Here is a 25,243-nt window from a genome sequence, read left to right as displayed (position 1 = left end):
ATCGGGCGCGGCCGGGCGGATGCTGACCGCAGAGCGGCGCCTACGCCGCCGGGGCGCTCGTGTAACCAGCTTGAAAAAGGCGCGCCATGACCGGTCGATATGCGCTCGCGGCGATGATGCTGAGCTGGGCGGCAATGGCGAACGCAGCCCCGGCGCGGCATGCCCGGCCGGTCCGCCCGGCAGCGGCGCAGCCACCAGGCGCGCCGCGCGCACCGCTGCTCAGCGCCGATGGCCTGCCGACCTTTGCCGAGGCGCCCGCCCCCCTGGCGCCGGCCGAACAGCGCGGGCCGCTGCGTGCGCTGGAATCGCAGGTGCAGGCGAGCCTCGCCGCCCATTGCCCGGCGCAGGCGATCGCCTCGACGGATCGGCCGCGGCTGGTCGCCTTCGACGGCGCGTTCGCCGCCGAACTCGGCCCTGCGGCGAACGCGGCGGCCCGGCGCATAGGGCTGGAGGCGTATCGCCGCTGTATCGATCGCGCCATCGCCGCGATCCAGGCGTCGCCTAACTACGTCATCCGCAACCCGCAGGACGCCGCGTGTGTACGCTGTCAGGTCTATCTTTCCGACCTGGCGCTCCAGGTGCCGCGGCTGCGCGTGCTCAAGGGGCTGACCTGGCTCGCGCCGGCGCACATGGCGGATCAGGACCCGCATCAGGCGCTCGACACGCTGCGCCAGAGCGTCATGGATTTCAGTACGGTCCAGACCGCATTCCAGCAACAGGCGCAGGCCGCCTTCGACCGCAAGCGGCAGATCGTGCAGCAGGGGCGGCAGGATGCCGAGCACCAGGCGGCGACGCGGGGCCGGGGCGCGGCGCTGACCGGGCTGCTCGGCGCCGGGCTGGGCCTGATGCGCGGGCAGGGCGCAGGTCAATCGCTGCGCGAGGCCGGCGGCCAACTGGGCCAGGTCGGCCGCGATCTCGCGAACAGCGAACGGCAGGTCGCAATGCAGCAATCGGCGATCGATTCGAACAAGCGCGGCATGTTCGGCGCGGCTGCCTACGGCAATTGGAGCGACGATGGCATCCGCGTGACGCTGCCGCGGGTGACCGCCGCGGCGGTGCAGGGCGGTGAGGCGGCGACCGCAGCCCCGTTCGGCGCGCTGGCGTCGACCTTTCACGCGGGCCGGATCGTCCGTATCCTGCTCCGGACGGGACGCGACGACCTCACCGCATGCACGGGGTCGATCGTCGGGCCGAAGCTGATCCTGACCAATCGCCATTGCGTCACGACGGAGCATGGCGAGGGTGCGGTGCTGGCCCCCGGCGCCTTCACCATCGAATATCGGGCGGCGTCGGCCAACGACACGACGATGCAGACCGCGGTTACGACCAGTCACGTCGCGCGCGTCGTCACCACCGATCTGGCGCAGCATCTCAGCGATACCAGCATCAACGATTGGGCGCTGCTGGTGACGCGCGAGAAGGTGGGGGGCGGGGGGTTGGCTGCGGATCGCCGATCCGGCGCGGGTCGCGCGGGCGGGCGAGTTCCGGATCGCGCTCGCGGGCTATTCGGCCGACCTCAACGGCGGCAGCGAGATCACGATGGACTGGGGATGCCGTGCGCGCTGGCTGAACAACTCGATCTTTCACCGCTGCCACATGTGGAGCGGCGCGTCGGGCTCGCCGATCGTCGCGGTCGACGGCGCCTTTGCCCGCGACGAGATCGTCGGCGTCAACGCGGCGGATTACGGGCACCTCAATTCGGGATCGGACGAGGGACTGCGGGTCGGCCCCGCCTCCGACGAGCTGTACCGGACCTGGCTGCGGCTGCGCGAAGAGCAGCGCGGGGACGAATAGAGCTGCGGCCAATCGCCCGCGTTACAGACAGGCCTCCAGGAACGCCTGGTCGAACCCGAACTGCCGCGCCTTGTCGAGCGTGTACGGACGCAGGCCCATCGCACGATATTCACCGACGATCTTGCCGTCCGCGCTCTCGTCCAGATACTCGAACTTGAACAGCTCCTGCGTCACGATCACCGGGCCTTCCATGCCGATGACCTCCGTGATGTTGGTCACCCGGCGGGAGCCGTCGCGCAGGCGCTTGACCTGGACGACGAGGTCGACCGAGTCGGCGATCTGGCGGCTGATCGCCTCCTTGGGCATCTTGATGTCGCCCATCATCACCATGTTCTCCATGCGCCCCAGGCACTCGCGCGGGGAGTTGGAGTGGAGGGTGCACATCGAGCCGTCATGGCCGGTGTTCATCGCGGCGAGCAGGTCGAAACATTCCGACCCGCGGATTTCGCCGAGGATGATGCGGTCGGGCCGCATACGCAGCGAGTTCTTGACGAGGTCGCGGATCGAGATTTCGCCCTGACCTTCCAGATTGGCGGGGCGCGTCTCGAGCGGCAGCCAGTGCGGCTGCTGCAGCCGGAGTTCGGCCGCGTCCTCGATCGTCAGCACACGCTCGCCGGGGTCGATCATCTTCGACAGGGCATTGAGCATCGTCGTCTTGCCCGAGCCCGTGCCGCCCGAAATGACGATGTTGAAGCGGCAGGCGCCGGCGATCTTCAGCGCCGTCGCCATCTTCGTGCTCATGCTGCCGAAGCCCGCCATCATGTCGAGCGTGATCGGCTTGGCGGAAAACTTGCGGATCGAGATGGCGGTGCCGCGCAGCGACAGTGGCGGCACGATGACGTTGACGCGGCTGCCGTCCTTGAGGCGGGCGTCGGCGAGCGGGGTGGTCTGGTCGACGCGGCGGCCGACCGAATTGACGATGCGCTGCGCGATCTGGAACAGATGCTCCTCGTCGCGGAACTGGATCTGCGCCAGCTCCAGCTTGCCCTTGCGCTCGACATAGGTCTGCTCCGGGCCGTTGACCATGATGTCGGAGATGTTCGGATCGGCAAGCAGCTCCTCCAAAGGCCCAAGCCCGAGCAGCTCGTCGACCAGCACTTTTTCCAACGCGAACTGCTCGCGGCGGTTGAGCGTCAGCTTCAGCTCGGCGAGCACTTCGCCGATGATCGGGCGGAACTCTTCGGCCAGCTCGTCCTTGCCCAGCGTCGCCGCCGCCTCGGGATCGACCCGCTCGAGCAGGCGCGGCAGCACCTGCTCCTTGATCTTGTGGATGGAGGATTCGAACCCTTCGGTGCGGCTGTTGCCCGCCTCGCCCGAGGCGTTCTGCCGCTCCGCGAGGCGCTGCATCGCGTCCATCTGCATGCCGGGCATCGTGCCGCCCAGCGTCTCGTCGGCGCCGAGCGCCTCGAGCGGCGGAAACTGGCTGCCGCCATCGGTGTCCTTCGCCGGCGAACCGCCCTGCATCGGCCGCGCGACGCCGAAGGCCGGCCGCGGCCCTGCGCTGCCACCCATGCCGTTACGCCGCCCGAACGCACTCATGCCCAACCCTCGACCTCGGTGCGGAGGGGGTAGGGGGCGGAGGTTTAGATTTAGCTAACTATCGCATCCGGCGGCTGCCTACGGCGCTCAAATCCTTCGAAAATAGAAGGAATCAGCCCGTTCGCTCCTTCGCCTGCAGCGCCGCCTTGCGGTCCAGCCCCCAGGCGTAGCCGCCCGCGCCGCCGTCGGCGCGCCGGGCGCGGTGACAGGGGACCAGCACCGCCAGCGGGTTCGCGCCACAGGCGCTGCCCGCGGCGCGCATCGCGCCGGGCCGGCCGGCGAGCGCGGCGAGGTCGGCATAGCTGCGCGTTTCGCCCGCCGGGATGCGGGCGAGCGCCCGCCACACAGCCTCCTGAAACGCGGTGCCGCGCCGGTCGAGCGGCAGTGCATGGCCGCGGGCGGGATGCTCGACGGCGGCGACGACGTCGCGCGCGAGAGCGGTCAGCGCGTCGCCGCCCGGCTCGACCCGCGCCGCCGGAAAGCGGGCGCGCAGCCCGGCCTCATCCTCGTCGAACGCGACGCGGCACAGCCCCCGCTCGGTCGCGGCGATCAGCAGCGGCCCCAGGCTGGTCTCGACGATCGTCCAGCGGATCGCCTCGCCCGCCCCGCCCTTCGCCCAGGCGGTGGGGCGCATTCCCAGCCGCGGCGCCGCACCCGCGTAGAAGCGGCTCGGCCCCGAATAGCCCGCGGCATAGATCGCCTCGGTGACGCTGCCCTCCGCGCTCAGCGCGGTTGCCGCTTGTTCGGCGCGCCGCCCCCGCGCCCAGGCCGCCGGCGTGACGCCGGTCGCGCGCCGGAACAGCCGCAGGAAATGATGCGGCGCATAGCCGACCGCCGCCGCCAGAGCGCCGAGCGGCAGATTGGGGGTTGCTTCCTGCAGCAGCAGCGCCTCGGCCACCGCTCGCGTATCGCGCGCCACGTCGTCCGGCAGGCAGCGGCGGCAGGCGCGGAACCCCGCCTGCTGCGCCGCCGCGCCGTCGGCGAAGAAGACGACGTTCTCGCGCCGCGGCCGCCGTGCCGGGCAGCTGGGCTTGCAATAGATGCCGGTCGTCGCGACGCCGGCGATGAAGCGTCCGTCGGCGGCGCGGTCTCTGGCGGCAAAGGCGGCCCAGGCCTGATCGGAGTCGATGCTGTCCATGCGCCGGATGTATGCGCCCGCGCGCACCTGCGCATCCCGCGGGTTGCGATCAAACCGGCATGGTGGCCGGTGGCGGGACTGGTTGTCGTCTAATGGGCATCTTTCGCTCTCGACGAACCGGGAACCAGCCATGAAGCCGTCGACCTTCGCCCTTCTCCTGACCACCTTCGGCGCGCCCGCGGTGGCGCAGACGCTGACCGCGCCGCGGCTGGCGGTGCCCGCCGTGACGCTGGCGCTGCCCAACCCCGTCCTCGTCCATGTCGGGCAGGAGCAGTATCAGGCGAACGGCAAGAGCTGGGTGCGCCAGACCTACCGCATTACCAATCGCGACATGTACCCAGCCGCCTTCTGGACCGCAGCGCCTACCCTGCCGGCGTGCGGCGGCAACGCGAGCGCCTCGCGTGCCTGGGTCGACATTTTCACCGCAAGCGGCCAGCGGCTGTACGGCTATTGTGCGGCCACGTCGGCGGCCGAGTTCAATCTGTTCGGCTTTCAAATCGAGCAGGGCCGGCCGTTGCCGGCGCAGGTCTATGTCGTAATCACCGACCGGCAAACGGGACGGAGATGGCAGTCGAACCTCTCCGACGGCGGCGGCGCGGGGTCCGTCGTCATTCACTAGCGGCGAGCATCACCTGCTCTGCTAGACTGCGTCCGCGAACCTTTCGGCGTCCGCATGGCGTCGCGCCACCCCGCCCGCAACGCTTGCGCAACGCGGACCCCTTTGCTAACCGCGCGCCAACTCACCGGCAGGCGCCGTTCGGCGCCGCCTTTGCCGCGTGATCTGACCAGACTGAGCGAGGACAACGATCGCGTGGAGGCATCCAGCGGTAATTTTGGCGGTGGCGCAGGCGGGGGCGGCGGGGTGCAGGCGAGCATCGGCGGCCGCTATGCGCTGGCGCTGTTCGAGCTGGCGGCGGATGCCCCGAACGGTGCCGGGTCGATCGACGCGGTCGAGGCGAGCCTCGCCGCCGTGCGGCAGGCGCTGGACGAGTCGGCCGACTTTCGCACGCTGACGACCAGCCCGGTGGTCGCGCGCGGGCAGGCTGCCAAGGCGGTGCTCGCCACCGCCGACCGGCTTGGTGTCGACCCCACCACCAGGAGCTTTCTCGGCGTGCTGGCGGAGAACCGGCGGCTGGGGCAGCTGCCCGCGATCATCCGCGCCTTTCGCCAGCTGGCGGCACGCTACCGCGGCGAGGTCACCGCCGAGGTGACGAGCGCACACCCGCTCGACGGCGATCAGGTCGATGCGCTGAAGCAGCAGCTGCGCCAGCGCGTCGGCCGCGACGTCAATGTCGACCTCGCCGTCGATCCCGACCTGCTCGGCGGGCTGGTCGTGCGGATCGGCTCGCAGATGATCGATTCCTCCATCCGTACACGGTTGAACGCGCTCTCCAGCGCCATGAAGGGTTAGCACATGGACATCCGCGCCGCGGAAATCTCCAAGGTCATCAAGGACCAGATCGCCAATTTCGGCACCGAGGCCCAGGTCAGCGAGACTGGCCAGGTGCTGAGCGTCGGCGACGGCATCGCGCGCATCTATGGCCTGGACAATGTTCAGGCCGGTGAGATGGTCGAGTTCGCCAATGGCGTGCAGGGCATGGCGCTCAACCTCGAGGCCGACAATGTCGGCGTCGTGATCTTCGGCTCGGACGCGGAGATCCGCGAGGGCGACACCGTCAAGCGCACCGGCACCATCGTCGACGTGCCGGTCGGCAAGGGCCTGCTCGGCCGCGTGGTCGACGGGCTGGGCAACCCGATCGACGGCAAGGGCCCGATCGTCGCCGAAAAGCGCAGCCGCGTCGAGGTCAAGGCGCCCGGCATCATCCCGCGCCAGGGGGTGAGCGAACCGGTGCAGACCGGGCTCAAGGCGATCGACGCGCTGGTGCCGGTCGGCCGCGGCCAGCGCGAGCTCATCATCGGCGACCGCCAGACCGGCAAGTCGGCGGTCGCGATCGACGCGTTCATCAACCAGAAGGCGGTCAACGCCGGCGACGACGAGAAGAAGAAGCTCTACTGCGTCTATGTCGCGGTCGGGCAGAAGCGCTCGACCGTCGCGCAGCTGGTGAAGACGCTCGAAGAGAATGGCGCGATGGACTATTCCATCGTCGTCGCCGCGACCGCGTCCGAGCCTGCGCCGCTCCAGTTCCTCGCGCCCTACACCGGCACCGCGATGGGCGAGTATTTCCGCGACAACGGCATGCACGCGCTGATCGTGTTCGACGATCTGTCGAAGCAGGCCGTCGCCTATCGCCAGATGTCGCTGCTGCTGCGCCGCCCGCCGGGCCGCGAGGCGTATCCGGGCGACGTGTTCTACCTTCACTCGCGCCTGCTGGAGCGTGCAGCCAAGATGTCGGACGCCAATGGCGGCGGGTCGCTGACCGCGCTGCCGATCATCGAGACCCAGGCGGGCGACGTGTCGGCCTATATTCCGACCAACGTCATCTCGATCACCGACGGCCAGATCTTCCTCGAGACCGACCTGTTCTTCGCGGGCATCCGCCCGGCGATCAACGTCGGCCTGAGCGTGTCGCGCGTGGGTTCCGCCGCGCAGACCAAGGCGATGAAGAAGGTTTCGGGCTCGATCAAGCTGGAGCTGGCGCAGTATCGCGAAATGGCGGCGTTTGCGCAGTTCGGTTCTGATCTCGATGCCTCGACCCAGCGCCTGCTCAACCGCGGCGCGCGGCTGACCGAATTGCTCAAGCAGGCGCAGTTCGCACCGATGCCGTTCGAGGAGCAGACGGTGTCGATCTTCGCGGGCACCAACGGCTTCCTCGACACCGTGCCGACGACCGACGTGGTGCGCTACGAGCAGGCGATGCTCTCGACGATGCGCAGCGACCATGCCGACCTGCTGACCGACATCCGCGACAAGCGCGACCTGTCGAAGGAGACGACCGAGGCGTTGAAGACGGCACTGGGCGCGTTCGCAAAGACGTTCGCTTAAGAGTGCAGATCAGCCGCGCCGACAATGGCTCTGTACAGCTTAGCCTGCCGGAGCGAGAAGCTTGGTTGCTTCAGCATTGCCTCGCGGAATTGTGTTCGCAGGTTGGCTGCGCGGAATGGGAGTTTCCAGTGCGGATAGGTGCGACGTATCAAGAGGTCAGCCAGATGACGTCGCTGATGCGCGAGCAAATGTCGGCACTTGGGCTCAGCGATTGATTGGTGAACGATGGCTAGCCTCAAGGCACTGAAGATCCGCATCGGCTCGGTGAAGTCGACGCAGAAGATCACCAAGGCGATGAAGATGGTCGCCGCCGCCAAGCTGCGCCGGGCGCAGGACGCGGCGCAGGCCGGGCGCGCCTATGCCACCCGGCTGGAGGGCGTGGTGTCGTCGCTCGCGTCCAAGGTGACGGTGAGCGAGTCCTCGCCGAAGCTGCTGGCCGGGACGGGGAGGGGCCAGGTCCACCTGCTCGTCGTCGCCACCTCCGAGCGCGGTCTCGCCGGCGCGTTCAACACCAACATCGTCCGCGCCGCGCGTCGGCGTGCCGAGGCGCTGGAAGCGCAGGGCAAGACCGTGCGCTTCTATCTGGCGGGCAAGAAGGGCCGCGTGCTGCGCCGCTTCTATCCGGCGTCGGCGATCCTGCACGACGCCGACCAGTCGCACATCAAGACCCCCGGCTTCGCCGACGCCCGCGTCATCGCCGAAGACCTGACCGCGCGTTACGAAGCGGGCGAGTTCGACGTCGCGCACCTGTTCTACGGCCGGTTCGTCTCCGCGCTGGTGCAGGAGCCGACCGAGCAGCAGATCATCCCGGTCGCGCCGGCCACCACGGGCGCCGCGACGGCGGGCACCGACGCGGCCGTGGAGTATGAGCCGGACGAGGAGTCGATCCTTGCCGACCTGCTGCCCCGCAATGTCGCGATCCAGATCTTCCGCGCGATGCAGGAGAATCAGGCAAGCTTCTTCGGCGCGCAGATGAACGCGATGGACAACGCCACCCGCAACGCCGGTGACATGATCAAGCGCCTGTCCATCCAATACAACCGCACCCGCCAGGCCGCGATCACGACCGAGCTGGTGGAGATCATCTCGGGTGCGGAGGCGCTCTGAGCGATCGTGCCTACCGTTTCGCTTTTCTTCAACATCAAGATCATGATGTTCTGGAACGATCATGCCGCCGCATTTTCACGCGGCGTATGTCGGACAGGAGGACGATGACACCATCATCGACATCCGAACGCTTGAGGTGATGGTGAAAGGAATCTTGAAGCGGCGTGCGCTCGGCTTGGTGCTTGACTGGGCGGAGTTGCATCGTGACGAGCTACTTGCCAACTGGGAGCTGGCGCGGAGTGAGGCTTCGCTGAACCTGATTGCGCCGTTGGAGTAGATCGTGCCGTCGCCGTGGAGTGTCGTGAAGGTCGAAGTTGTCGGGCCGCTGACCCTCTGGGTCGAGCACCGCGACGGCGTTGCTGGCCGGGTGAAGTTCAAGCGGCTGCGTGGCGTATTCGAGCGCCTGCGCGACCCTTCGTACTTTGCGCAGGTTGGCATTGCGAACGGCACGGTGAGCTGGCCCGATGAGATGCCGGATCTCGCACCGGACGCGATGCACTATGAGATCGCCCGCAACGGCGAATGGATTTTGAACTAAGGAACCGACATGGCAACCGCCGCTGAAGACATCCGCCCGACGCAAGATACGGGCCGCACGAACAACACGGGCCGCATCGCGCAGGTGATCGGCGCGGTGGTGGACGTGCATTTCGACCAGAACCTGCCGGCGATCCTGTCGGCACTGGAGACCGACAACAACGGCAACAAGCTGGTGCTGGAGGTTGCGCAGCATCTGGGCGAGAACACCGTCCGCACGATCGCGATGGACTCCTCGGAGGGGCTCACGCGCGGGCAGCTGGTGCGTGACACCGGCGCGCAGATCACGGTGCCGGTCGGGCCGATGACGCTGGGCCGCATCCTCAACGTCGTCGGCGAGCCGATCGACGAGCGCGGGCCCGTCAATGCGGCGCAGCGCAACCCGATCCACGCCGCAGCACCCCTGTTCGTCGACCAGTCGACAGAGAGCGCGATCCTGGTCACCGGCATCAAAGTGATCGACCTGCTCGCCCCCTATGCTCGCGGCGGCAAGATCGGGCTGTTCGGCGGCGCGGGCGTCGGCAAGACGGTGCTGATCCAGGAACTCATCAACAACATTGCGAAGGGCCATGGCGGCGTCAGCGTGTTCGCCGGCGTCGGCGAGCGCACGCGCGAGGGCAACGATCTGTACCACGAGTTCCTCGACGCCGGCGTCATCGCGAAGGACGCCGAGGGCAACGCGACGCCCGAGGGATCGAAGGTGGCGCTGGTGTTCGGCCAGATGAACGAGCCGCCGGGCGCGCGCGCGCGCGTCGCGTTGTCCGGCCTGACCATCGCCGAATATTTCCGCGACCAGGAAGGACAGGACGTGCTGTTCTTCGTCGACAACATCTTCCGCTTCACCCAGGCGGGCGCCGAGGTGTCGGCGCTGCTCGGCCGCATCCCGTCGGCGGTGGGCTATCAGCCGACGCTGTCGACCGACATGGGCCAGCTGCAGGAGCGGATCACCTCGACCAACAAGGGCTCGATTACCTCGGTGCAGGCGATCTACGTCCCCGCCGACGATCTGACCGACCCGGCGCCCGCGACCTCGTTCGCCCATCTCGACGCGACGACGACGCTGAGCCGCGCGATCTCTGAGCTGGGCATCTACCCGGCGGTCGATCCGCTCGACTCGACCAGCCGCGTGCTGGAACCGCGCACGGTGGGCCAGGAGCATTACGACACGGCCCGCGCGGTGCAGTCGACGCTGCAGCGTTACAAGTCGCTCCAGGACATCATCGCCATCCTCGGGATGGACGAGCTGTCCGAAGAGGACAAGCTGACCGTCAGCCGCGCGCGCAAGATCCAGCGCTTCCTGAGCCAGCCCTTCCACGTCGCCGAGGTCTTCACCGGCATTTCGGGCAAGTTCGTCCAGCTGGAGGACACGGTCCGCTCGTTCAAGGCGGTGGTGGCGGGCGAGTATGATCACCTGCCCGAGGCCGCCTTCTACATGGTCGGCGGTATCGATGAGGCGGTCGCCAAGGCTGAGAAGATGGCGCAGGAGGCTTGATGGCGGGCTTGATCGACTTGGGTGCGCCGATCGGGTAGATCGGAACCATGCACGTCGATACTCTCGCGATTGCCCGCGACCTCAAGGAGACCAAGCTGCCGCCCTTGCAGGCGGAGGCGATCCCAGCCGCGATCGGCCGTTCCGTAACGGAAGGGACCGCGACGAAGGCAGATGTCAGGGTGCTGGAAGAGCAGATGACCGCTATGGAAGCTCGCATAGGGGGGAAACTTGAAAGCGCCAAGAATCAGCTCTTCATCTGGCTGGACGGTGTAATCTTCGCATCGGTTGGCGTTGTTGTCGCTGTAAAGCTGTGATTGATCCTTCCCAAGCTCGATTCGAGTGGCTTGCCGCTCGCATGCTGGCGGCGGTCTATATCTATGGTTGTGTTCTGTTTATCTTGCTGAGAGCCACACGCTGATGCTCCACTTTGAACTCGTCACTCCCGAGCGCCTGGTTCGCTCCGAGGATGTCTACATGGTCACCGTGCCCGGTGCCGAGGGCGACTTCGGGGTGCTGGAGGGCCATGCGCCGCTGATGTCGACGGTGCGTGACGGGGCATTGTCGATCGTGCGCAGCCAGGGCGCGACGCCCGAGACGGTGGCGGTGCGCGGTGGCTTTGCCGAGGTGTCGGATCGCGGGCTGACGGTGTTGGCAGAACAGGTCGATTGACTCGCGTTCGGCCGCCCGTCACAGGCAGGCGGTCGATGGCGGGCAACCGGCATGGACGCTGCGCGGGAGAGTGCGACGGCCTTTGAGGCCCGATGCCGCCGAAGGAGCAACCGCCCCGGAATCTCTCAGGCATCAGGGACCGCGCAGGGTCGCCGACACTCTGGAAAGCGCTCGCATCCGTGCGGGCCACCGAAGGGGTAAGTCCCGGCGCAACCCGGGATCAAAGCTCTCAGGTTCGAAAGACAGAGGGGGTTCGGTCGCAGCGGTTCGCACCGCCGCGGCCCCCTTTGTGGAGTGTGGCCGTGAGCGACCTGCAAGTCACCGACCCGAGTACCGGCGCTCAAGCGACGCTTGCTGTGGAGGATGCGCCTGACGGCGAGCTGGCGATCCAGACGCTGCCGCTCGACGCCTGGCACCGGGCGCGGGGCGGGCGGATGGTGCCGTTCGCGGGCTACCATATGCCGGTACAGTATGAAGGCATCACGGCCGAGCATCTGTGGGTGCGCGCGCAGGCCGGACTGTTCGACGTCAGCCATATGGGCCAGCTCATGCTGTCCGGCGACGGGGCTGATACCGACGTGGATGGAGCGATCGAGGCGCTGATCCCGGCCGACGTGAGGAGCCTCGCGCTCGGCCAGCAACGCTATTCGCTGCTCCTCGACGAGAGTGGCGGCATTCTCGACGATCTGATGGTCAGCCGCTGGCCGGGTGGACTGTATGTCGTCGTCAACGGCGCGACCAAGTGGGACGACATCGCGCATCTGCGCGAGCACCTTCCCGACGCGGTGACGATCAACCATCTCGACGACCGCGCGCTGCTGGCGCTGCAGGGTCCGAAGGCGTTCGAGGTGCTGAAGCGGCATGTCACCGGCGAGTGGCCGCTCGACGCGCTGGTATTCATGCGCGGGGGCCGGTTCGACCTTGCGGGGGTGGACGCCTATATCAGCCGGTCGGGTTATACCGGCGAGGACGGGTTCGAGATTTCGATCCCCGCGACGGCAGCGGAGGCGGTCGCCGGCCTGCTCTGCGCCGAGCCGGAGGTGAAGCCGATCGGGCTGGGCGCGCGCGATTCGCTCAGGCTGGAGGCGGACCTGCCGCTCTATGGCCATGATCTGAGCCCCGAGACGACCCCGGTCATGGCCGCGCTCGGCTTTGCGCTCGGCAGCAAGCGGCGGCGCGAGGAGGCGAACTTCCCGGGCGCTGCGCGCATCCTCGCCGAGCGCGAGCAGGGGCCGGTCGCCAGGCGCGTCGGGTTGATCGTCGACGGCCGCCAGCCGGTGCGCGAGGGCGCGGCGGTGGTCGATGCCGAAGGCTCTGAGGTCGGCCGGGTGACGAGCGGCGGCCACGCGCCCACGCTCGGCCGGGCAATCGCCATGGCATACGTGCCGCTGGCGATGGCCGAACCCGGCACGCGCATCACGCTCACGCAACGCGGCAAAGTCCACCAGGCGACCGTGGCCGCCATGCCCTTCGTTCCCCACCGCTACGTCCGTGCAGGAGGCACAGCATGAGCCGTTACTTCACCGAAGAGCATGAATGGATCGAGGTCGACGGCGAGGTCGGCACGGTCGGCATCACCGATTACGCCCAAGGCCAGCTTGGCGACGTGGTGTTCGTCGACGTGCCTGCCGAGGGCCGCGAGCTGGGCAAAGGCGACGAGGCGGCAACCGTGGAATCGGTCAAGGCCGCTTCTGACGTCTATGCGCCCGCAAGCGGCACGGTGCTGGAGGGCAACGCGGCGCTCACCGACACGCCCGAGCTGGTCAACAGCGACCCGGAAGGCGACGGCTGGTTCTTCCGGATCACCCTGAGCGACCCGGTCGAGCTGGAGGCGCTGATGGACGAGAGCGCCTACGCGGCGTTCGTCGCGAAGTTGTAATTCAGGCAAGCCCCTCCCCTGAAGGGGAGGGGAGGAGAAACGAATGCGCTACCTGCCCCTAAGCGGCCACGATCGCGAAGCGATGCTCGCCACGATCGGCGCCCACTCGATCGACGAGCTGTTCGTCGACGTGCCCGAGGCGGCGCGGCTGCACGGGCCGATCGAGGGGCTGCCTGGCCACGCGACCGAGCTCGCGGTCGAGCGGCACATGACCGCGCTGGCCCGCAGGAACACTGTCGCGGGGGAGGTGCCGTTCTTCCTCGGCTGCGGCGCGTACCGGCATCACGTGCCCGCCAGCGTCGATCACCTGATCCAGCGCGGCGAGTTTCTGACGGCCTACACGCCCTACCAGCCCGAGATCGCGCAGGGCACGCTGCAGATGCTGTTCGAGTTCCAGACCCAGGTCGCGCGCCTGCTCGGAACCGATGTCGCCAACGCCAGCATGTACGACGGCTCGACCGCCTGCTGGGAGGCGATCGGGATGGCGCGGCGGATCACCCGGCGCGGCAAGGCGATCCTGTCGGGCGGGTTACACCCGCACTACGTCCAGGTCGCGAAGACGATGGCGAAATATACCGGCGACGTGCTCGACACCGCCGTGCCGGCGCTGACGGCGGAAACCGACGTCGACCGGCTGATCGCGGGCATCGACAACGACACCAGCTGTGTCGTCGTCCAGTATCCCGACATCCTCGGCCGCATCGCGGACCTGAAGCCGTTAGCCGACGCGTGCCACGCGAAGAAGGCGCTGCTGATCGCGGTCGTCACCGAGCCGGTGGCGATGGGCGCGCTGGTCAGCCCGGGCGAGATGGACGCCGACATCGTCGTCGGCGAGGGGCAGTCGATCGGCGTCGGGCTGCAGTTCGGAGGCCCTTATGTGGGGCTGTTCGGGTGCAAGGAGAAGTACGTCCGCCAAATGCCCGGAAGGCTGTGCGGCGAGACCGTCGACGCCGACGGCCGACGCGGCTTCGTCCTGACGCTGTCGACCCGCGAGCAGCACATCCGGCGCGAGAAGGCGACCAGCAACATCTGCACCAACAGCGGTCTGTGCGCGCTGGCGTTCTCGATCCACATGACGCTGCTGGGCGAGGCGGGGCTGCGGCGGCTGGCGGGACTGAACCATGCCGGCGCGGTCCGCGCGGCGGACCGGCTGGCGCAGGTGCCCGGTGTCCGGTTGGTCAACGATGTCTTCTTCAACGAGTTCACGCTCGATCTGGGTCGGGAGGCGCGACCGGTGGTGCGCACGCTCGCGGAGCGCGATGTGCTGGCGGGGGTGTCGCTTGGGCGGTTGTATGCGGGCGAGACGAGTCTGGCGAATGGGCTGGTCGTGGCAGTAACAGAGACGACGGCGGACGAGGACGTCGAGGCGTTGGCCACGGCGCTTGCGGAGGTGTTGGCATGAGCGCGATCAACCAGAGCGGCTGGCGCCCCGAGCGCCCGACCGAGGTGAGCGACGCTCCCGCGACGACCACCGGCAACCGCGCGCTGATGCTGGAGGAGCCGCTGATCTTCGAAATCGGCGATGCGCACACCACCGGCGTCGACTTCGCCGCCGGCGATGTCGGCCACGACCGGCTCGGCGGCCTGACCCGCAAGGCGCCGATCGGGCTGCCCGGCCTCAGCGAGCCGGAGACGGTGCGGCATTATACCCGCCTCAGCCGCCAGAACTACGCGATCGACCTGGGGCTGTTCCCGCTCGGCTCGTGCACGATGAAGCACAACCCGCGGCTGAACGAGAAGGTCGCGCGGCTGCCCGGCTTCGCCGACGTCCACCCGCTCCAGCCGGTCGACACGGTGCAGGGCGCGCTGGGCGTGATCAACGAGCTGGCGGTGTGGCTGATCCGGCTGACGGGGATGCACGGCGTCGCGATGACCCCCAAGGCAGGCGCGCATGGCGAGCTGTGCGGCATCCTGTGCATCAAGGCGGCGCTGGCCGCGCGCGGCGAGGACCGGCGCGTCATCCTGGTGCCCGAGAGCGCGCACGGCACCAACCCGGCGACCGCCGCCTTTGCGGGGTTCCAGGTCGAGGGCATCCCTGCGACCGCGGCAGGGCGCGTCGACACCGCCGCGCTGATCGCGCGGCTGGGGCCGGATGTGGCGGGGGTGATGATCACCAACCCCAACACCTGCGGCCTGTTCGAGCGCGACATGCGCGCGATCAGCGATGCCGTCCACGCGGCGGGCGGCTATGTCTATTGCGACGGCGCCAACTTCAACGCGCTCGTCGGGCGGGTGCGGCCCGGCGACCTCGGCATCGACGCGATGCACATCAACCTGCACAAGACCTTCTCGACCCCGCATGGTGGCGGCGGGCCGGGATCGGGGCCGGTCGTGCTGTCGGAGGCGCTCAGCCCGTTCGGCCCGCTGCCCTTCACCGCGCGGCAGGCCGACGGCCACATCGCGCTGATCGAGGAGGAGACCGCGGGCGAGGACCATCCGCAGAGCTTCGGCCGCATGTGCGCCTTTCATGGTCAGATGGGGATGTTCACCCGCGCGCTGACCTATATCCTGAGCCACGGCGCCGACGGGCTGAAGCAGGTCGCCGAGGATGCGGTGCTCAACGCCAACTACGTCCTGCGCAGCCTGGAGGACGTGCTCGAGGCGCCGTTCGCTGCGAGCGGGCCGTGCATGCACGAGGCGCTGTTCTCGGACGACGGGTTTCCGGAGGGCTTCTCGACGCTCGACGTTGCCAAGGGCCTGATCGATGAGGGCTTCCACCCGATGACGGTGTATTTCCCGCTCGTTGTTCACGGCGCGATGCTGGTCGAGCCGACAGAGACCGAGTCGAAGGCAGCGCTCGATCAGTTCATCGCTGCGCTGCGGAGCGTTGCCGAGCGCGCGCGGGCAGGGGACGCGAGCTTGAAGGCTGCGCCCCATTTCGCCCCGCGTCGGCGGCTCGACGAGACACTGGCGGCGCGGAAGCCGGTACTGGTATGGAAGGTTCCGGACGTTGTTCAGGCAGCGGCGGAATAGCTTCCACCCCTCGGGCGAGAGGGTTCGCTAGCCGACCGTCAGCCCGACCTCCAGATTGCCGCGCGTCGCGTTGGAATAGGGGCATACCTCGTGCGCCGCCGCCATCAGCCGCTCGGCGTCGGCCTGGTCGACGCCCGGCAGCGTCGCGGTCAGGTCGGCGGTCACGCCATAGCCGCCCTCTTCGCGCGGGCCGAAGCCGACCGCCGCCATCACTGTCGCATCGGCGGGCACGCGCACGCCGACCTTGCCGCTGACCGCCTTCATTGCGCCCAGGAAGCAGGCGGCATAGCCCGCCGCGAACAGCTTTTCCGGGTTGGCGCCGTCGCCGCCGGGGCCGCCCATCTCCTTGGGCACGACCAGCTTGACGTCGACCGAGCCATCGTCGGAGCGGGCGCTGCCGTCGCGCCCGCCGGTTGCGGTGGCGCTGGTCCTGTAGATAACGTTCACGGCCATGATCGATCCTCCTTGCCGGCGAGACAGATAGGGTGGTTGCGGCCGGACGGACAGGGTTTACGCGCCAGGATCGGTGTGCGATCCCGCTAATACAGGTCAACCGAGCACCGCCATGCACCAGCCGCCACCCAATCAGCAGCTCATCACCTACGCGATCACCGGCCTGGTCATGGCGGTCGTCATTGGCGTCCGCTGGCGGAGCATGAGCCGGGTGCGGCCGCTCAAGCTGGAGCGGTTGTGGATTGTGCCCGCTATCTATGCGGCGTTCGCGGCGTTCATGTTCGTCGAGACGCCGCCGGCGGGGCTGGGCTGGCTGTTCTGCGCGGGCGCGCTGCTGCTCGGCGCGGCGTTGGGGTGGCAGCGCGGGCGGCTGATGCGGATCACGATCGACCCGGCGACGCACTCGCTCAACCAGACTGGCTCGCCCGCCGCGATGCTGTTCCTGATCGCGCTGGTCGCGGTGCGGATGGGCGCGCGCGCGATGCTGACCGGGGACAATATGCTCCACCTCAACGCGCTGGCGGTGACCGATATGCTGGTGGCGCTGGCACTAGGACTGTTCACCGCGACGCGCGCAGAAATGTACCTGCGCGGCAAGCGGCTGCTGCAGGAAGGGCGGCCAACCTAGGCGCTACCGGCGTCACTCCTGGCTGAGCGCCCCACGCGTCGCGGCGCGACGGCGGACATGCTCGCGCCAGACGATGAACAGCCCGGAGCCGACGATCAGCGGCGCGCCCGCCCAGGTGCCCGGCCCCGGCAACGTGCCGAACGCCAGCCAGCCCAGCACCGTCGCCCAGATCAGCGCGGTATAGTCCATCGGCACGACGACCGACACCGGCCCGCGCGAAAGGCTTTCGGTCATCGACAACTGCGCCGCACCGCCGAGCAGCCCGACCGCCGCCAACGTCGCCCAGACCCGCGGCGGATGCGCGTGCGCGGCGTGGATGTAGAAGGGCAGCAGCGCCAGCGCCGCCAGCGCGGAGAACCACCACACGGTCGTCATGGCGCGTTCGGTGCGGCCGATCTGGCGGAGCAGGATGGAAATGAATGCCGTGCACAACGCCGCACCGATGCCGAGCGCGGCGCCCGCCAGCGGCACGTGGCCCCCGTGGGGCCCGGCGACGACCAGTACGCCCGCGAATCCCACCGCCACCGCCGTCCAGCGCCGCCATCCGGTAGGCTCGCCAAGGATCAGCGCGCCGAGCACCGTCGCGAAGATCGGCATCGAGAAGTTGATCGTCGTCGCCTCCGCCAGCGGCAGCATCAGGATCGCGGAAAAGGTCAGCGCCATCGCGGTCAGGCCAACCGCGGCGCGCAGCAGGTGCGCGGGCATCCGCCGCGTCCGGACGCTGGCGAATCCCGGTCCGAGCGCGATCACCGCCGCCACCAGCACGCTTGCCCCGAACTGCCGCGCGAACAGTATTTCGGGCAGCACCGCACCGCCAGCCTCCGCCAGTTTGATGCCCAGGTTCATGCAGCTGAACAGCGCGACCGAGGTCAGCCGCAGCACGATGGCGGAGAGGAGGCGATCCTGCTGCACCCCGCCGCCTTACTCTCCCGTCACTCCCGCGAAAGCGGAAAACCCGCCTTTTGTGGTCGGCCGTAGGCGGCGGGATCCCGGCTTTCGCAGGCGTGAGGATGCGGCTATCCGCCCGGCCATGACCATCAAGCACGCGCTGCCCGTCACCCGCGACCAGGATTTCGCCGCCTGGTATCAGGCCGTGATCGCCGAGGCCGATCTCGCCGAAGAAAGCGGCGTGCGCGGCTGCATGGTCATCAGGCCCTGGGGCTATGGCATCTGGGAGCGTATCCAGCGGCTGCTCGACGAGCGGATCAAGGCGACCGGCCACGAGAACTGCTATTTCCCGCTGTTCATCCCGCTTTCCTATTTCGAGAAGGAGGCGGAGCATGTCGAAGGTTTCGCCAAGGAGATGGCGGTGGTCACCCACCATCGCCTGATCGGCGACGGCAAGGGCGGTCTGGTCCCCGATCCGGCGGCGAAGCTGGAGGAGCCGCTGATCGTACGGCCGACCTCGGAGACGGTGATCGGCGCGGCGTTTGCACGGTGGGTGCAGTCGTGGCGCGATCTGCCCGTCCTTATCAACCAATGGGCCAATGTCGTGCGCTGGGAGATGCGGACGCGGATGTTTCTGCGGACGTCGGAGTTCCTCTGGCAGGAGGGGCATACCGCCCACGCCTCGGTGCAAGAGGCGCGCGACGAGACGCTGAAGATGCTGGAAGTGTACCGCGCCTTTGCGGAGGATTGCCTGGCGCTGCCCGTGGTGGCGGGCGAGAAGCCGGAGAACGAGCGCTTCCCGGGTGCGGTCGCGACCTACAGCATCGAGGCGATGATGCAGGACGGCAAGGCGCTCCAGGCGGGAACCTCGCATTTTCTGGGCACCAACTTTGCGTCGGCGCAGAACATCCGCTTCCAGAACGCGGGCGGCGAACTGGAGCTGGCGAACACGACAAGCTGGGGCGTGTCGACGCGGATGATCGGCGGCGTCATCATGGTCCATGGCGACGACGACGGCCTGCGCGTGCCACCAAGGATCGCGCCGTGGCAGGTGGTGATCGTGCCGATGCTGCGCGACGGACCGGAGGACGAGGCGCTGGTCGCCTATTGCAAGGCACTGCAGCAGGAGCTGGCGACGCTGGCCGCATTCGGCGAGCCGCTGCGGGCGCTGCTCGACCTCAAGCCCGCCAAGGCGGCGGCGAAGCGCTGGGGCTGGGTCAAGAAGGGCGCGCCGCTGGTTGTCGAGGTCGGGCCGCGCGACATGGCGGGCGGCAACGTTTCGGTGGTGCGGCGCGACCGCTTGTATCGCGCGGACGGGAAGCTCGACAGTGCGATCGTCGCGCGGGCAACCTTTGTTGCCGAAGCCTCGGGGCTGCTGGAGAGCGTACAGGCGGCGCTGTTCGCCGAGGCGGCGGCACGGCTGCGCGGCAGCATCGCTCCGGCGGCGGACTTGGCGGCGGTCGAGGCGCATTTTGCGGACACATGCGCCAACCCCGGCTGGGTCGACGTCGCCTGGGCGCGGCCGGCCGGCGCGGCGCTCGACGCCGTGGTCGAGCGGCTCAAGGCGCTCAAGCTCACCATCCGCAATGCGCCGCTTGCGCAGGGGGCGATCGACGGGCCCTGCGTCTTCACCGGCGCTCCCGCGGTCGAGCGCGTGCTGGTCGGGCGCGCCTATTGATCGAACCAGGCCTGGACGGCCGCGCGTTCTGCCGCCGTCATCCTGAGGCCGAGCTTGGAACGCCGCATCAGCGCGTCGTCGGCCGAGCGGGCCCATTCGTGGTCGCGCATCCAGCGTAGCTCGACCTCGGTCAGCCCGGCATCGAACGCCCGTCCCAGCGCTCCCTCGTCGGCAACGTCGGCGAGCATTGCGGTGATAGCCGAGCCATAGGCGTGCGCCATGCGGGCGGACCGGTCGTTACCGAGGAAGGGCCAGCGGCGGCGGACCTCGGCCACGAACGCGGCGAAGTCGCCAATGTCACCGCCCGGGAACGGCCGGTCGCGCGTGAACTGTGAAACTTTCACATCAAGCGCGGGCGCGAGCTTGCCCATCGCCTCCTCCGCCAAGTGCCGCGCGGTGGTGATCTTGCCGCCGAAGACGCTCAGCAGCGGCGGGCCGTGCTCGTCCATTTCGAGCACATAGTCGCGGCTGACCACCTGCGCCTCGCTGGCGCCGTCGTCATAGAGCGGGCGGACGCCGGACCAGGTCGCGACCACGTCGGCCGGGGCGATCTGGTGCACGAAATGGCGGTTCACGGCGTCGCAGAGATAGGCGATTTCCTCACTGTCGATCACCGCCTCCTCGGGGCGCTCGACGGGGACATCGGTGGTGCCGATCTCGGTCAGGCCGTTGTATGGAATCGCGAAGACGATCCGCCGATCGGGCTGTTGCAACATATAGGCGTGGTCGCCGTCGTACAGCCGCGGCACGACGATGTGGCTGCCCTTGACCAGCCGGACATGCGCGCGGGTGTTGACGCCCAGCCGCCCCAGCGCCTCGCCGATCCACGGACCCGCGGCGTTGACCAGTGCGCGGGCGGTGACCTCGCGCCCGTCGGACAGCGTTGCCCGCCAGCGGTCGACGTCACGCCGGGCGGCGACCAGCGCCGTGCGGGTCGCCACCTCGGCCCCGTTCGCAGCGGCGTCGAGTGCGTTGGCGAGGGTCAGCCGCGCGTCGTCGACCTGCGCATCCGAATAGACGAAGCCGCGGTTGCCGCCCTTCAGCGGATCGCTGAACGCCGTGTCGCTCCGGCGCAGACCACGCGAGCGCGGCAGCGACATCCGCCCGCCGAGCAGATCATAGAGGACCAGCCCCGCCCGCACCATCCACCAGGGACGGACGGCGTTCTCGTGCGGGAGGACGAACAGCATCGGCCGGATCAGGTGCGGCGCGGCGTGGATCAACCGCTCGCGTTCGCGCAGGGCTTCGGCGACCAGGCGGAAGTCGTATTGTTCCAGATAGCGCAGCCCGCCATGGATCAGTCCGGTCGAGGCGGACGAGGTGTGGCTCGCCAGATCGTCGCGCTCGACCAGCAGCACCGACAGCCCGTTCAGCGCCGCCTCGCGCGCGATCGCGCAGCCGTTGATGCCGCCGCCGATGACGAGGAGGTCATAGCAGGTGTCGCCGACGCCCGATGTTGTCCGTGTTGTCCCCTTTGCGTGCACCAATCGTCCCCGATCGTTTCCGTTTTCGTACCGATCGCAATCGGCGTTCCGATTCGTCTGTCGCGATGACAGCAAACGGCTTTGTAGGACAGCGCGGCGGGCGGGCGGGCGGTCGCGTCCCGTCGCGGGGACGCTCCTTCAAGGAGGGTCGCCGTGTATCGGGGTGACGGGGAGGGTGGGTCGGCCTACATCCTTCGCGTGCCCAAGCCCAAGCAACTTCCCGGCCTGCCAACCCGGCAGCAGATCCTCGACTTCATCGCCGCCGCCGCCCAGCCCGCCGGCAAGCGCGAGATCGCGCGGGCGTTCGGCCTGCATGCGCAGGACAAGATCGCGCTCAAGGCGCTGCTCAAGGACATGGCGGACGAGGGGCTGATCGACAGTGCTCCCGGCCGCGCGTTTCATCAGATGGGCGGGCTGCCCAAGGTGACGGTGCTGCGCGTCGCCGATGTCGACGAGGGCGGCATCGTCTGGGCGGTGCCCGAGCATTGGGAAGCGGAGACGCCGCCGCCGCGGCTGCGCGTGCGCGAGCGCAAGCGCGGCGCGCTGGGGGTGGGCGAGCGGCTGCTGGCGCGGACCGAGGAGGCGGGGAACGGCTGGATCGCGCACCCGATGAAGGTGCTGGCGCCCGCGTCCGAGCAGTTGCTGGGTGTGCTTCGGGCGGAGGGTGAACGCTTGTGGCTGACCGCGGTCGAGAAAAAGGAGCGGCGCGAGGTGCTCGTGTCGGACGCAGGCGGCGCGACCGCGGGCGAGCTGGTGCTGGCGGAAAAGGCCGGGCGGCCGCCGCGGATCACCGCGCGCGTCGTCCAGCGGCTGGGCGATCCCTTCGCGCCGCGGTCGTTCTCGCTGATCGCGATCCACAAGCTTGGCATTCCTGACCGGTTCTCGCAGGAGACGCTGGACGAGGCGGCGCTGGTGGCGCGGCTGCCACTGGGCGACGGTCGCGAGGATCTCACCCACCTGCCGATCGTCGCGATCGACCCGGCCGACGCGCGCGATCATGACGACGCGGTGTGGGCGGCGCCCGACGACGATCCGGGCAATGCGGGCGGCTGGCGGGCGATCGTCGCGATCGCGGACGTCAGCTTCTATGTGCGCCCGGGGTCGGAGCTGGATCGTGAGGCGCGGCGGCGCGGCAACAGCGTCTATTTTCCCGACCGCGTCGTGCCGATGCTGCCCGAGCTGCTGTCGGCGGACGTCTGTTCGCTAAAGGAGGGCGAGGATCGCGCGGCGCTGGTGTGTCACCTGCAGGTTTCGGCTCAGGGCGCGTTGACGAGCTGGCGTTTCACCCGCGCGGTGGTGCGGATCGCGGCGAACATCGCTTACGAGGACGCGCAGGCGGCGATCGATGGCAAGCCCCTCCCCTTCAGGGGAGGGGTTGGGGGTGGGGGCTATCCACGAGCGAGCGGTCCGGAGGGGAGCCCCCACCCCGACCCCTCCCCTGAAGGGGAGGGGCTTAGAACAATCCTCGCACCCCTCTGGGGCTGCTGGCGCGCTCTCCTGTCCGCCCGCGAGGCGCGGGCGCCGCTGGAGCTGGACCTTCCCGAACGCCGCGTGGTGCTCGACGAAAAGGGGCGCATCCTATCCGTCGCGCCCCGCGAGCGGCTCGATTCGATGCGGCTGATCGAGGATTACATGATCACCGCCAACGTCGCCGCGGCGAAGGCGCTGGAGGCGAAGAAGGCGCCCGTCATGTACCGCGTCCACGAGCCGCCCGCGCGCGAGAAGCTGGTCGCGCTCAAGGACTATCTCGACACGTTCGGCGTGCCGTTCGCGCTGGGGCAGGTGATCCGGCCCGCGACTTTCAACCACCTGCTCGACCGGATCGGGGACGCCGACCATCGCCCACAGGTGATGGAGCAGGTGCTGCGCACCCAGACCCAGGCCTATTACGCGCCCGCCAACCACGGCCATTTCGGGCTGGCGCTGGGCAGCTATGGCCATTTCACCTCGCCGATCCGCCGCTACGCCGACCTCCTGGTCCACCGTTCGTTGGTGAGCGCGTACCGCCTCGGCCCCGGCGGGGTGGGCGGCAACGAGGATTTCGAGGTGCTGGGCACGAGCATCTCCGCGCTCGAACGCCGGGCGATGGAGGCGGAGCGCGACACGATCGACCGCTACGTCGCCGCGTTCCTGGCGGAGCGGGTCGGCGAGGAGGTCGACGCACGGATCACGGGCGTGACCAACTTCGGCTTCTTCGCGACGGTCGAGGGGGTCGGCGGCGACGGCCTAATGGCGGTGCGCGATCTGGGCGTGTCGTCGGGCGGGGAATATTTCCGCTTCGACGAGGCGGCGCGGACGCTGACGGGGGAACATAGCGGCGCGCAGTACAGCCTGGGTCAGCGGCTGCGGCTCAAGCTCGCGGACGCCAATCCGGTATCGGGCGCGCTGCGGTTCGAGCTGCCCGGCGCGCGCGGGCACAGCGACCCGCCCGCCCACGGCCGCCCGCGCGTGTTGAAGCGGCGCGGCAGACCTGCCAACATCCGGCATCAGGGACGACGGAGATAGGGCATGGCAGGGGCGGCAGTGGCGGTGATGGTGCGGCGCGCGCGTCAGGAGATCGTGCACCATTTCACCGAGGCAGGCGCGACAGCCCCGGAACGTTCGGTGCCGTTCGATCCGGATGCGCTCGGACGGCATCAACGCATCCGGCGGCGGGTGTTCCGCCGGATGCGCGACTTCGGCGCGATCGGAGAGACAAAGCCGGGGCGCTTCTATCTTGACGAGGACCGTCTCGCCGCGTTCCAGACGGCAATGAAGCGGCGCGCGCTCGGGCTGGTGGCACTTGCCACCGGGGCGGTCGCCGCGATCGGGGCGATCGCGGCGCTGGGGTAGCGTCGATCCTGCTTGTGCGGGGCGGGGTCAGGCGACCGTGAAGGTCAGCCCCGCCTTGGCCTGCAGCCGGTCGGCGAGCGGCCTGCCGAGCAGCGCGCCCGGCGTCCAGACGCCACCCTCGCCCTCGCTCTCCGCCAGCAGCAGCGCGGTTTCCGCGATCATCTTGCTGGTCGAGCCATAGCCGGGATCGCGATCGCCCGTGACCACCGCGTCAATTCGCGTGCCGTCCTCCATCAGCCCGGCGAACAACAGGTCGTAGAAGCCGTTGTCGCGCTCTTCGCGGCTCGGTCCCTCGCCGGGTTTCGGCCCCTTGGGGTCCGCCAGCGGGTTGATCTTGGCGATCGCCTCCGCCGCCGCCTTGGCCATCTCGCCGACGCCGGGTGCGACGATCATCTCGTCATAGCGGAAGTCCTCGCCATAGGGGTGGCCGAGCAGGAAGTTGGTGCGGTGGACATTCTTGGTGTTGATCGGCGCCATCACGAAAGGAGCGACCCAGGCGCCGATCGTCCCGTCATATTCCGGGATCAGCCCGGTCGGCTGGTGCGGGCCACTGAACCCCGGCGTCAGCGCAAAGGGGCTGGCGAGGAGCTTGAGCAGGCTCGGCTCCCGGGCGGCGGCGGCCAGCGTCGCCTTGAGGCTGGCCGCGGTGCCGCCGGAAAAGCCGCCCTGCATCTTGCGAACGCGGCCCTTCACCCGCGGTGCGGGCTTGCCGAAGTGTGCCTTGGCGGCTTCCTCAAGCACCAGGACGCCGAGGTCGAACGGGATCGAGTCGAAGCCGCAGGAGAAGACGATCCGCGCGCCGGTGCGCTTCGCCTCCTCGCCATGCGCGTCGATCATGTGGCGCATCCAGGCGGGCTCACCGCACAGGTCGGCATACGCCGTCCCCGCCGCGGCGCAGGCGGCGACCAGCGGCGTGCCGTACAGCTGGTATGGGCCGACGGTGGTGAGCACGACCTCAGTGCGCGCGGCCATCGCCCTGAGCGAGCCCGGGTCGTCGGCGTCGGCGGTGACCAGCGCGAGGCCGGCGGGCGCGCCGATCAGATCGCGGATCTCGGCGAGCTTGGCCGCCGAACGGCCGGCCATCGCCCAGCGCTTGTGGTCGGGGTAGTGCTGGACGAGGTATTCGGCGACGAGCCGCCCGGTGAAGCCGGTGGCGCCGTAGACGATCAGGTCGAAGTCGCGGGTCATCTCAATCCTCTCCTCTTCGG

Annotated in this window: 24 protein-coding genes, 1 pseudogene and 1 riboswitch; of the genes and pseudogenes, 19 read left to right on the top strand and 6 right to left on the bottom strand. The window is 69.0% G+C overall.

Features of this window, described 5'->3' with window-relative positions; all coding sequences use genetic code 11:
• Positions 1–86 precede the first annotated feature (86 nt).
• Positions 87–1,277 (top strand): annotated as a pseudogene (locus ACP2AD_RS13310) (hypothetical protein); the annotation flags it as partial.
• A gap of 262 nt (positions 1,278–1,539) precedes the next feature.
• A complete protein-coding gene (locus ACP2AD_RS13305) occupies positions 1,540–1,794 on the top strand; it encodes a hypothetical protein (RefSeq protein WP_425231198.1) in 255 nt (84 codons plus the stop codon).
• A gap of 21 nt (positions 1,795–1,815) precedes the next feature.
• Here ACP2AD_RS13305 and ACP2AD_RS13300 read toward each other — a convergent pair whose 3' ends face one another.
• The gene (locus ACP2AD_RS13300; protein WP_425230526.1) at positions 1,816–3,333 is read right to left on the bottom strand and encodes a CpaF family protein; all 1,518 of its coding nucleotides are present in this window, start codon (positions 3,331–3,333) and stop codon (positions 1,816–1,818) included.
• 112 nt (positions 3,334–3,445) lie between these two features.
• Positions 3,446–4,471 carry a methylated-DNA--[protein]-cysteine S-methyltransferase gene (locus ACP2AD_RS13295; protein ID WP_425230525.1) on the bottom strand — a complete coding sequence of 342 codons (1,026 nt, stop codon included), beginning with the start codon at positions 4,469–4,471 and terminating at the stop codon, positions 3,446–3,448.
• A gap of 130 nt (positions 4,472–4,601) precedes the next feature.
• On the opposite strand from ACP2AD_RS13295, the gene ACP2AD_RS13290 reads away from it, so the two are divergent.
• From ACP2AD_RS13290 to gcvPB, 13 genes are all read left to right on the top strand, one after another.
• Positions 4,602–5,090 carry a hypothetical protein gene (locus tag ACP2AD_RS13290; RefSeq protein WP_425230524.1) on the top strand — a complete coding sequence of 163 codons (489 nt, stop codon included), beginning with the start codon at positions 4,602–4,604 and terminating at the stop codon, positions 5,088–5,090.
• 192 nt (positions 5,091–5,282) lie between these two features.
• Positions 5,283–5,882: a F0F1 ATP synthase subunit delta gene (locus ACP2AD_RS13285; protein ID WP_425230523.1), complete on the top strand. Its 600-nt coding sequence runs from the start codon at positions 5,283–5,285 to the stop codon at positions 5,880–5,882.
• Between the two features lie 3 nt (positions 5,883–5,885).
• Positions 5,886–7,415: a F0F1 ATP synthase subunit alpha gene (gene atpA, locus ACP2AD_RS13280; protein ID WP_425230522.1), complete on the top strand. Its 1,530-nt coding sequence runs from the start codon at positions 5,886–5,888 to the stop codon at positions 7,413–7,415.
• A 225-nt stretch (positions 7,416–7,640) separates the two neighbouring features.
• Entirely contained in the window at positions 7,641–8,522 is an 882-nt protein-coding gene (locus ACP2AD_RS13275) for a F0F1 ATP synthase subunit gamma (protein ID WP_425230521.1), read from the top strand.
• 61 nt (positions 8,523–8,583) lie between these two features.
• Positions 8,584–8,799, top strand: a complete 216-nt coding sequence (locus ACP2AD_RS13270; RefSeq protein ID WP_425230520.1) for a DUF4160 domain-containing protein — start codon at positions 8,584–8,586, stop codon at positions 8,797–8,799.
• 3 nt (positions 8,800–8,802) lie between these two features.
• A complete protein-coding gene (locus tag ACP2AD_RS13265) occupies positions 8,803–9,060 on the top strand; it encodes a DUF2442 domain-containing protein (RefSeq protein ID WP_425230519.1) in 258 nt (85 codons plus the stop codon).
• 9 nt (positions 9,061–9,069) lie between these two features.
• On the top strand, positions 9,070–10,551 hold the full coding sequence (gene atpD / locus ACP2AD_RS13260) for a F0F1 ATP synthase subunit beta (protein ID WP_425230518.1): 1,482 nt from the start codon (positions 9,070–9,072) through the stop codon (positions 10,549–10,551).
• Between the two features lie 47 nt (positions 10,552–10,598).
• Positions 10,599–10,865, top strand: a complete 267-nt coding sequence (locus ACP2AD_RS13255) for a hypothetical protein (protein WP_425230517.1) — start codon at positions 10,599–10,601, stop codon at positions 10,863–10,865.
• Between the two features lie 103 nt (positions 10,866–10,968).
• The gene (locus tag ACP2AD_RS13250) at positions 10,969–11,220 is read left to right on the top strand and encodes an ATP synthase F1 subunit epsilon (protein ID WP_425230516.1); all 252 of its coding nucleotides are present in this window, start codon (positions 10,969–10,971) and stop codon (positions 11,218–11,220) included.
• Between the two features lie 53 nt (positions 11,221–11,273).
• Positions 11,274–11,372: riboswitch (glycine riboswitch) on the top strand.
• A 150-nt stretch (positions 11,373–11,522) separates the two neighbouring features.
• Positions 11,523–12,731 (top strand): glycine cleavage system aminomethyltransferase GcvT, encoded by a 1,209-nt coding sequence (gene gcvT / locus ACP2AD_RS13245; protein WP_425230515.1) that lies wholly within the window; start codon positions 11,523–11,525, stop codon positions 12,729–12,731.
• The gene (gene gcvH, locus ACP2AD_RS13240) at positions 12,728–13,099 is read left to right on the top strand and encodes a glycine cleavage system protein GcvH (protein WP_425230514.1); all 372 of its coding nucleotides are present in this window, start codon (positions 12,728–12,730) and stop codon (positions 13,097–13,099) included. Before gcvT ends, gcvH begins: the two co-directional genes overlap by 4 nt.
• A gap of 43 nt (positions 13,100–13,142) precedes the next feature.
• The gene (gcvPA, locus tag ACP2AD_RS13235; protein WP_425230513.1) at positions 13,143–14,501 is read left to right on the top strand and encodes an aminomethyl-transferring glycine dehydrogenase subunit GcvPA; all 1,359 of its coding nucleotides are present in this window, start codon (positions 13,143–13,145) and stop codon (positions 14,499–14,501) included.
• Complete coding sequence (gcvPB, locus tag ACP2AD_RS13230; protein ID WP_425230512.1) at positions 14,498–16,072, top strand: aminomethyl-transferring glycine dehydrogenase subunit GcvPB; 1,575 nt, start codon at positions 14,498–14,500, stop codon at positions 16,070–16,072. Before gcvPA ends, gcvPB begins: the two co-directional genes overlap by 4 nt.
• Positions 16,073–16,099: 27 nt before the next feature.
• Here the strand turns inward: gcvPB and ACP2AD_RS13225 are convergent, their stop codons facing one another.
• Entirely contained in the window at positions 16,100–16,525 is a 426-nt protein-coding gene (locus tag ACP2AD_RS13225; RefSeq protein WP_425230511.1) for an organic hydroperoxide resistance protein, read from the bottom strand.
• A 112-nt stretch (positions 16,526–16,637) separates the two neighbouring features.
• Between ACP2AD_RS13225 and ACP2AD_RS13220 the strand changes: the two genes are divergently transcribed.
• A complete protein-coding gene (locus tag ACP2AD_RS13220) occupies positions 16,638–17,153 on the top strand; it encodes a CcdC protein domain-containing protein (RefSeq protein ID WP_425230510.1) in 516 nt (171 codons plus the stop codon).
• 12 nt (positions 17,154–17,165) lie between these two features.
• Here the strand turns inward: ACP2AD_RS13220 and ACP2AD_RS13215 are convergent, their stop codons facing one another.
• Positions 17,166–18,065, bottom strand: a complete 900-nt coding sequence (locus tag ACP2AD_RS13215; protein WP_425230509.1) for a DMT family transporter — start codon at positions 18,063–18,065, stop codon at positions 17,166–17,168.
• A 118-nt stretch (positions 18,066–18,183) separates the two neighbouring features.
• Here ACP2AD_RS13215 and ACP2AD_RS13210 point away from each other — a divergent pair, with 118 nt between their 5' ends.
• The gene (locus ACP2AD_RS13210) at positions 18,184–19,719 is read left to right on the top strand and encodes an aminoacyl--tRNA ligase-related protein (RefSeq protein WP_425230508.1); all 1,536 of its coding nucleotides are present in this window, start codon (positions 18,184–18,186) and stop codon (positions 19,717–19,719) included.
• Here ACP2AD_RS13210 and glpD read toward each other — a convergent pair.
• A complete protein-coding gene (gene glpD / locus ACP2AD_RS13205; RefSeq protein ID WP_425230507.1) occupies positions 19,713–21,203 on the bottom strand; it encodes a glycerol-3-phosphate dehydrogenase in 1,491 nt (496 codons plus the stop codon). The two genes, ACP2AD_RS13210 and glpD, sit on opposite strands and share 7 nt — an antisense overlap.
• Before the next feature lie 198 nt (positions 21,204–21,401).
• Here glpD and ACP2AD_RS13200 point away from each other — a divergent pair, with 198 nt between their 5' ends.
• The gene (locus ACP2AD_RS13200) at positions 21,402–23,708 is read left to right on the top strand and encodes a ribonuclease R family protein (protein ID WP_425230506.1); all 2,307 of its coding nucleotides are present in this window, start codon (positions 21,402–21,404) and stop codon (positions 23,706–23,708) included.
• Positions 23,709–23,711: 3 nt separating this feature from the next.
• Positions 23,712–24,035, top strand: coding sequence for a hypothetical protein (locus tag ACP2AD_RS13195; protein ID WP_425230505.1), 324 nt, complete (start codon positions 23,712–23,714; stop codon positions 24,033–24,035).
• A 27-nt stretch (positions 24,036–24,062) separates the two neighbouring features.
• Here the strand turns inward: ACP2AD_RS13195 and ACP2AD_RS13190 are convergent, their stop codons facing one another.
• Positions 24,063–25,223 (bottom strand): saccharopine dehydrogenase family protein, encoded by a 1,161-nt coding sequence (locus ACP2AD_RS13190; RefSeq protein WP_425230504.1) that lies wholly within the window; start codon positions 25,221–25,223, stop codon positions 24,063–24,065.
• Positions 25,224–25,243 lie beyond the last annotated feature (20 nt).

Origin of the sequence: Sphingomonas sp. (assembly GCF_965248875.1) — a bacterium.
Lineage (GTDB): Bacteria > Pseudomonadota > Alphaproteobacteria > Sphingomonadales > Sphingomonadaceae > Sphingomonas.
The sequence above is the reverse complement of the archived record's forward strand: the minus strand, read 5'-3'. Positions and strand labels throughout refer to the sequence as shown.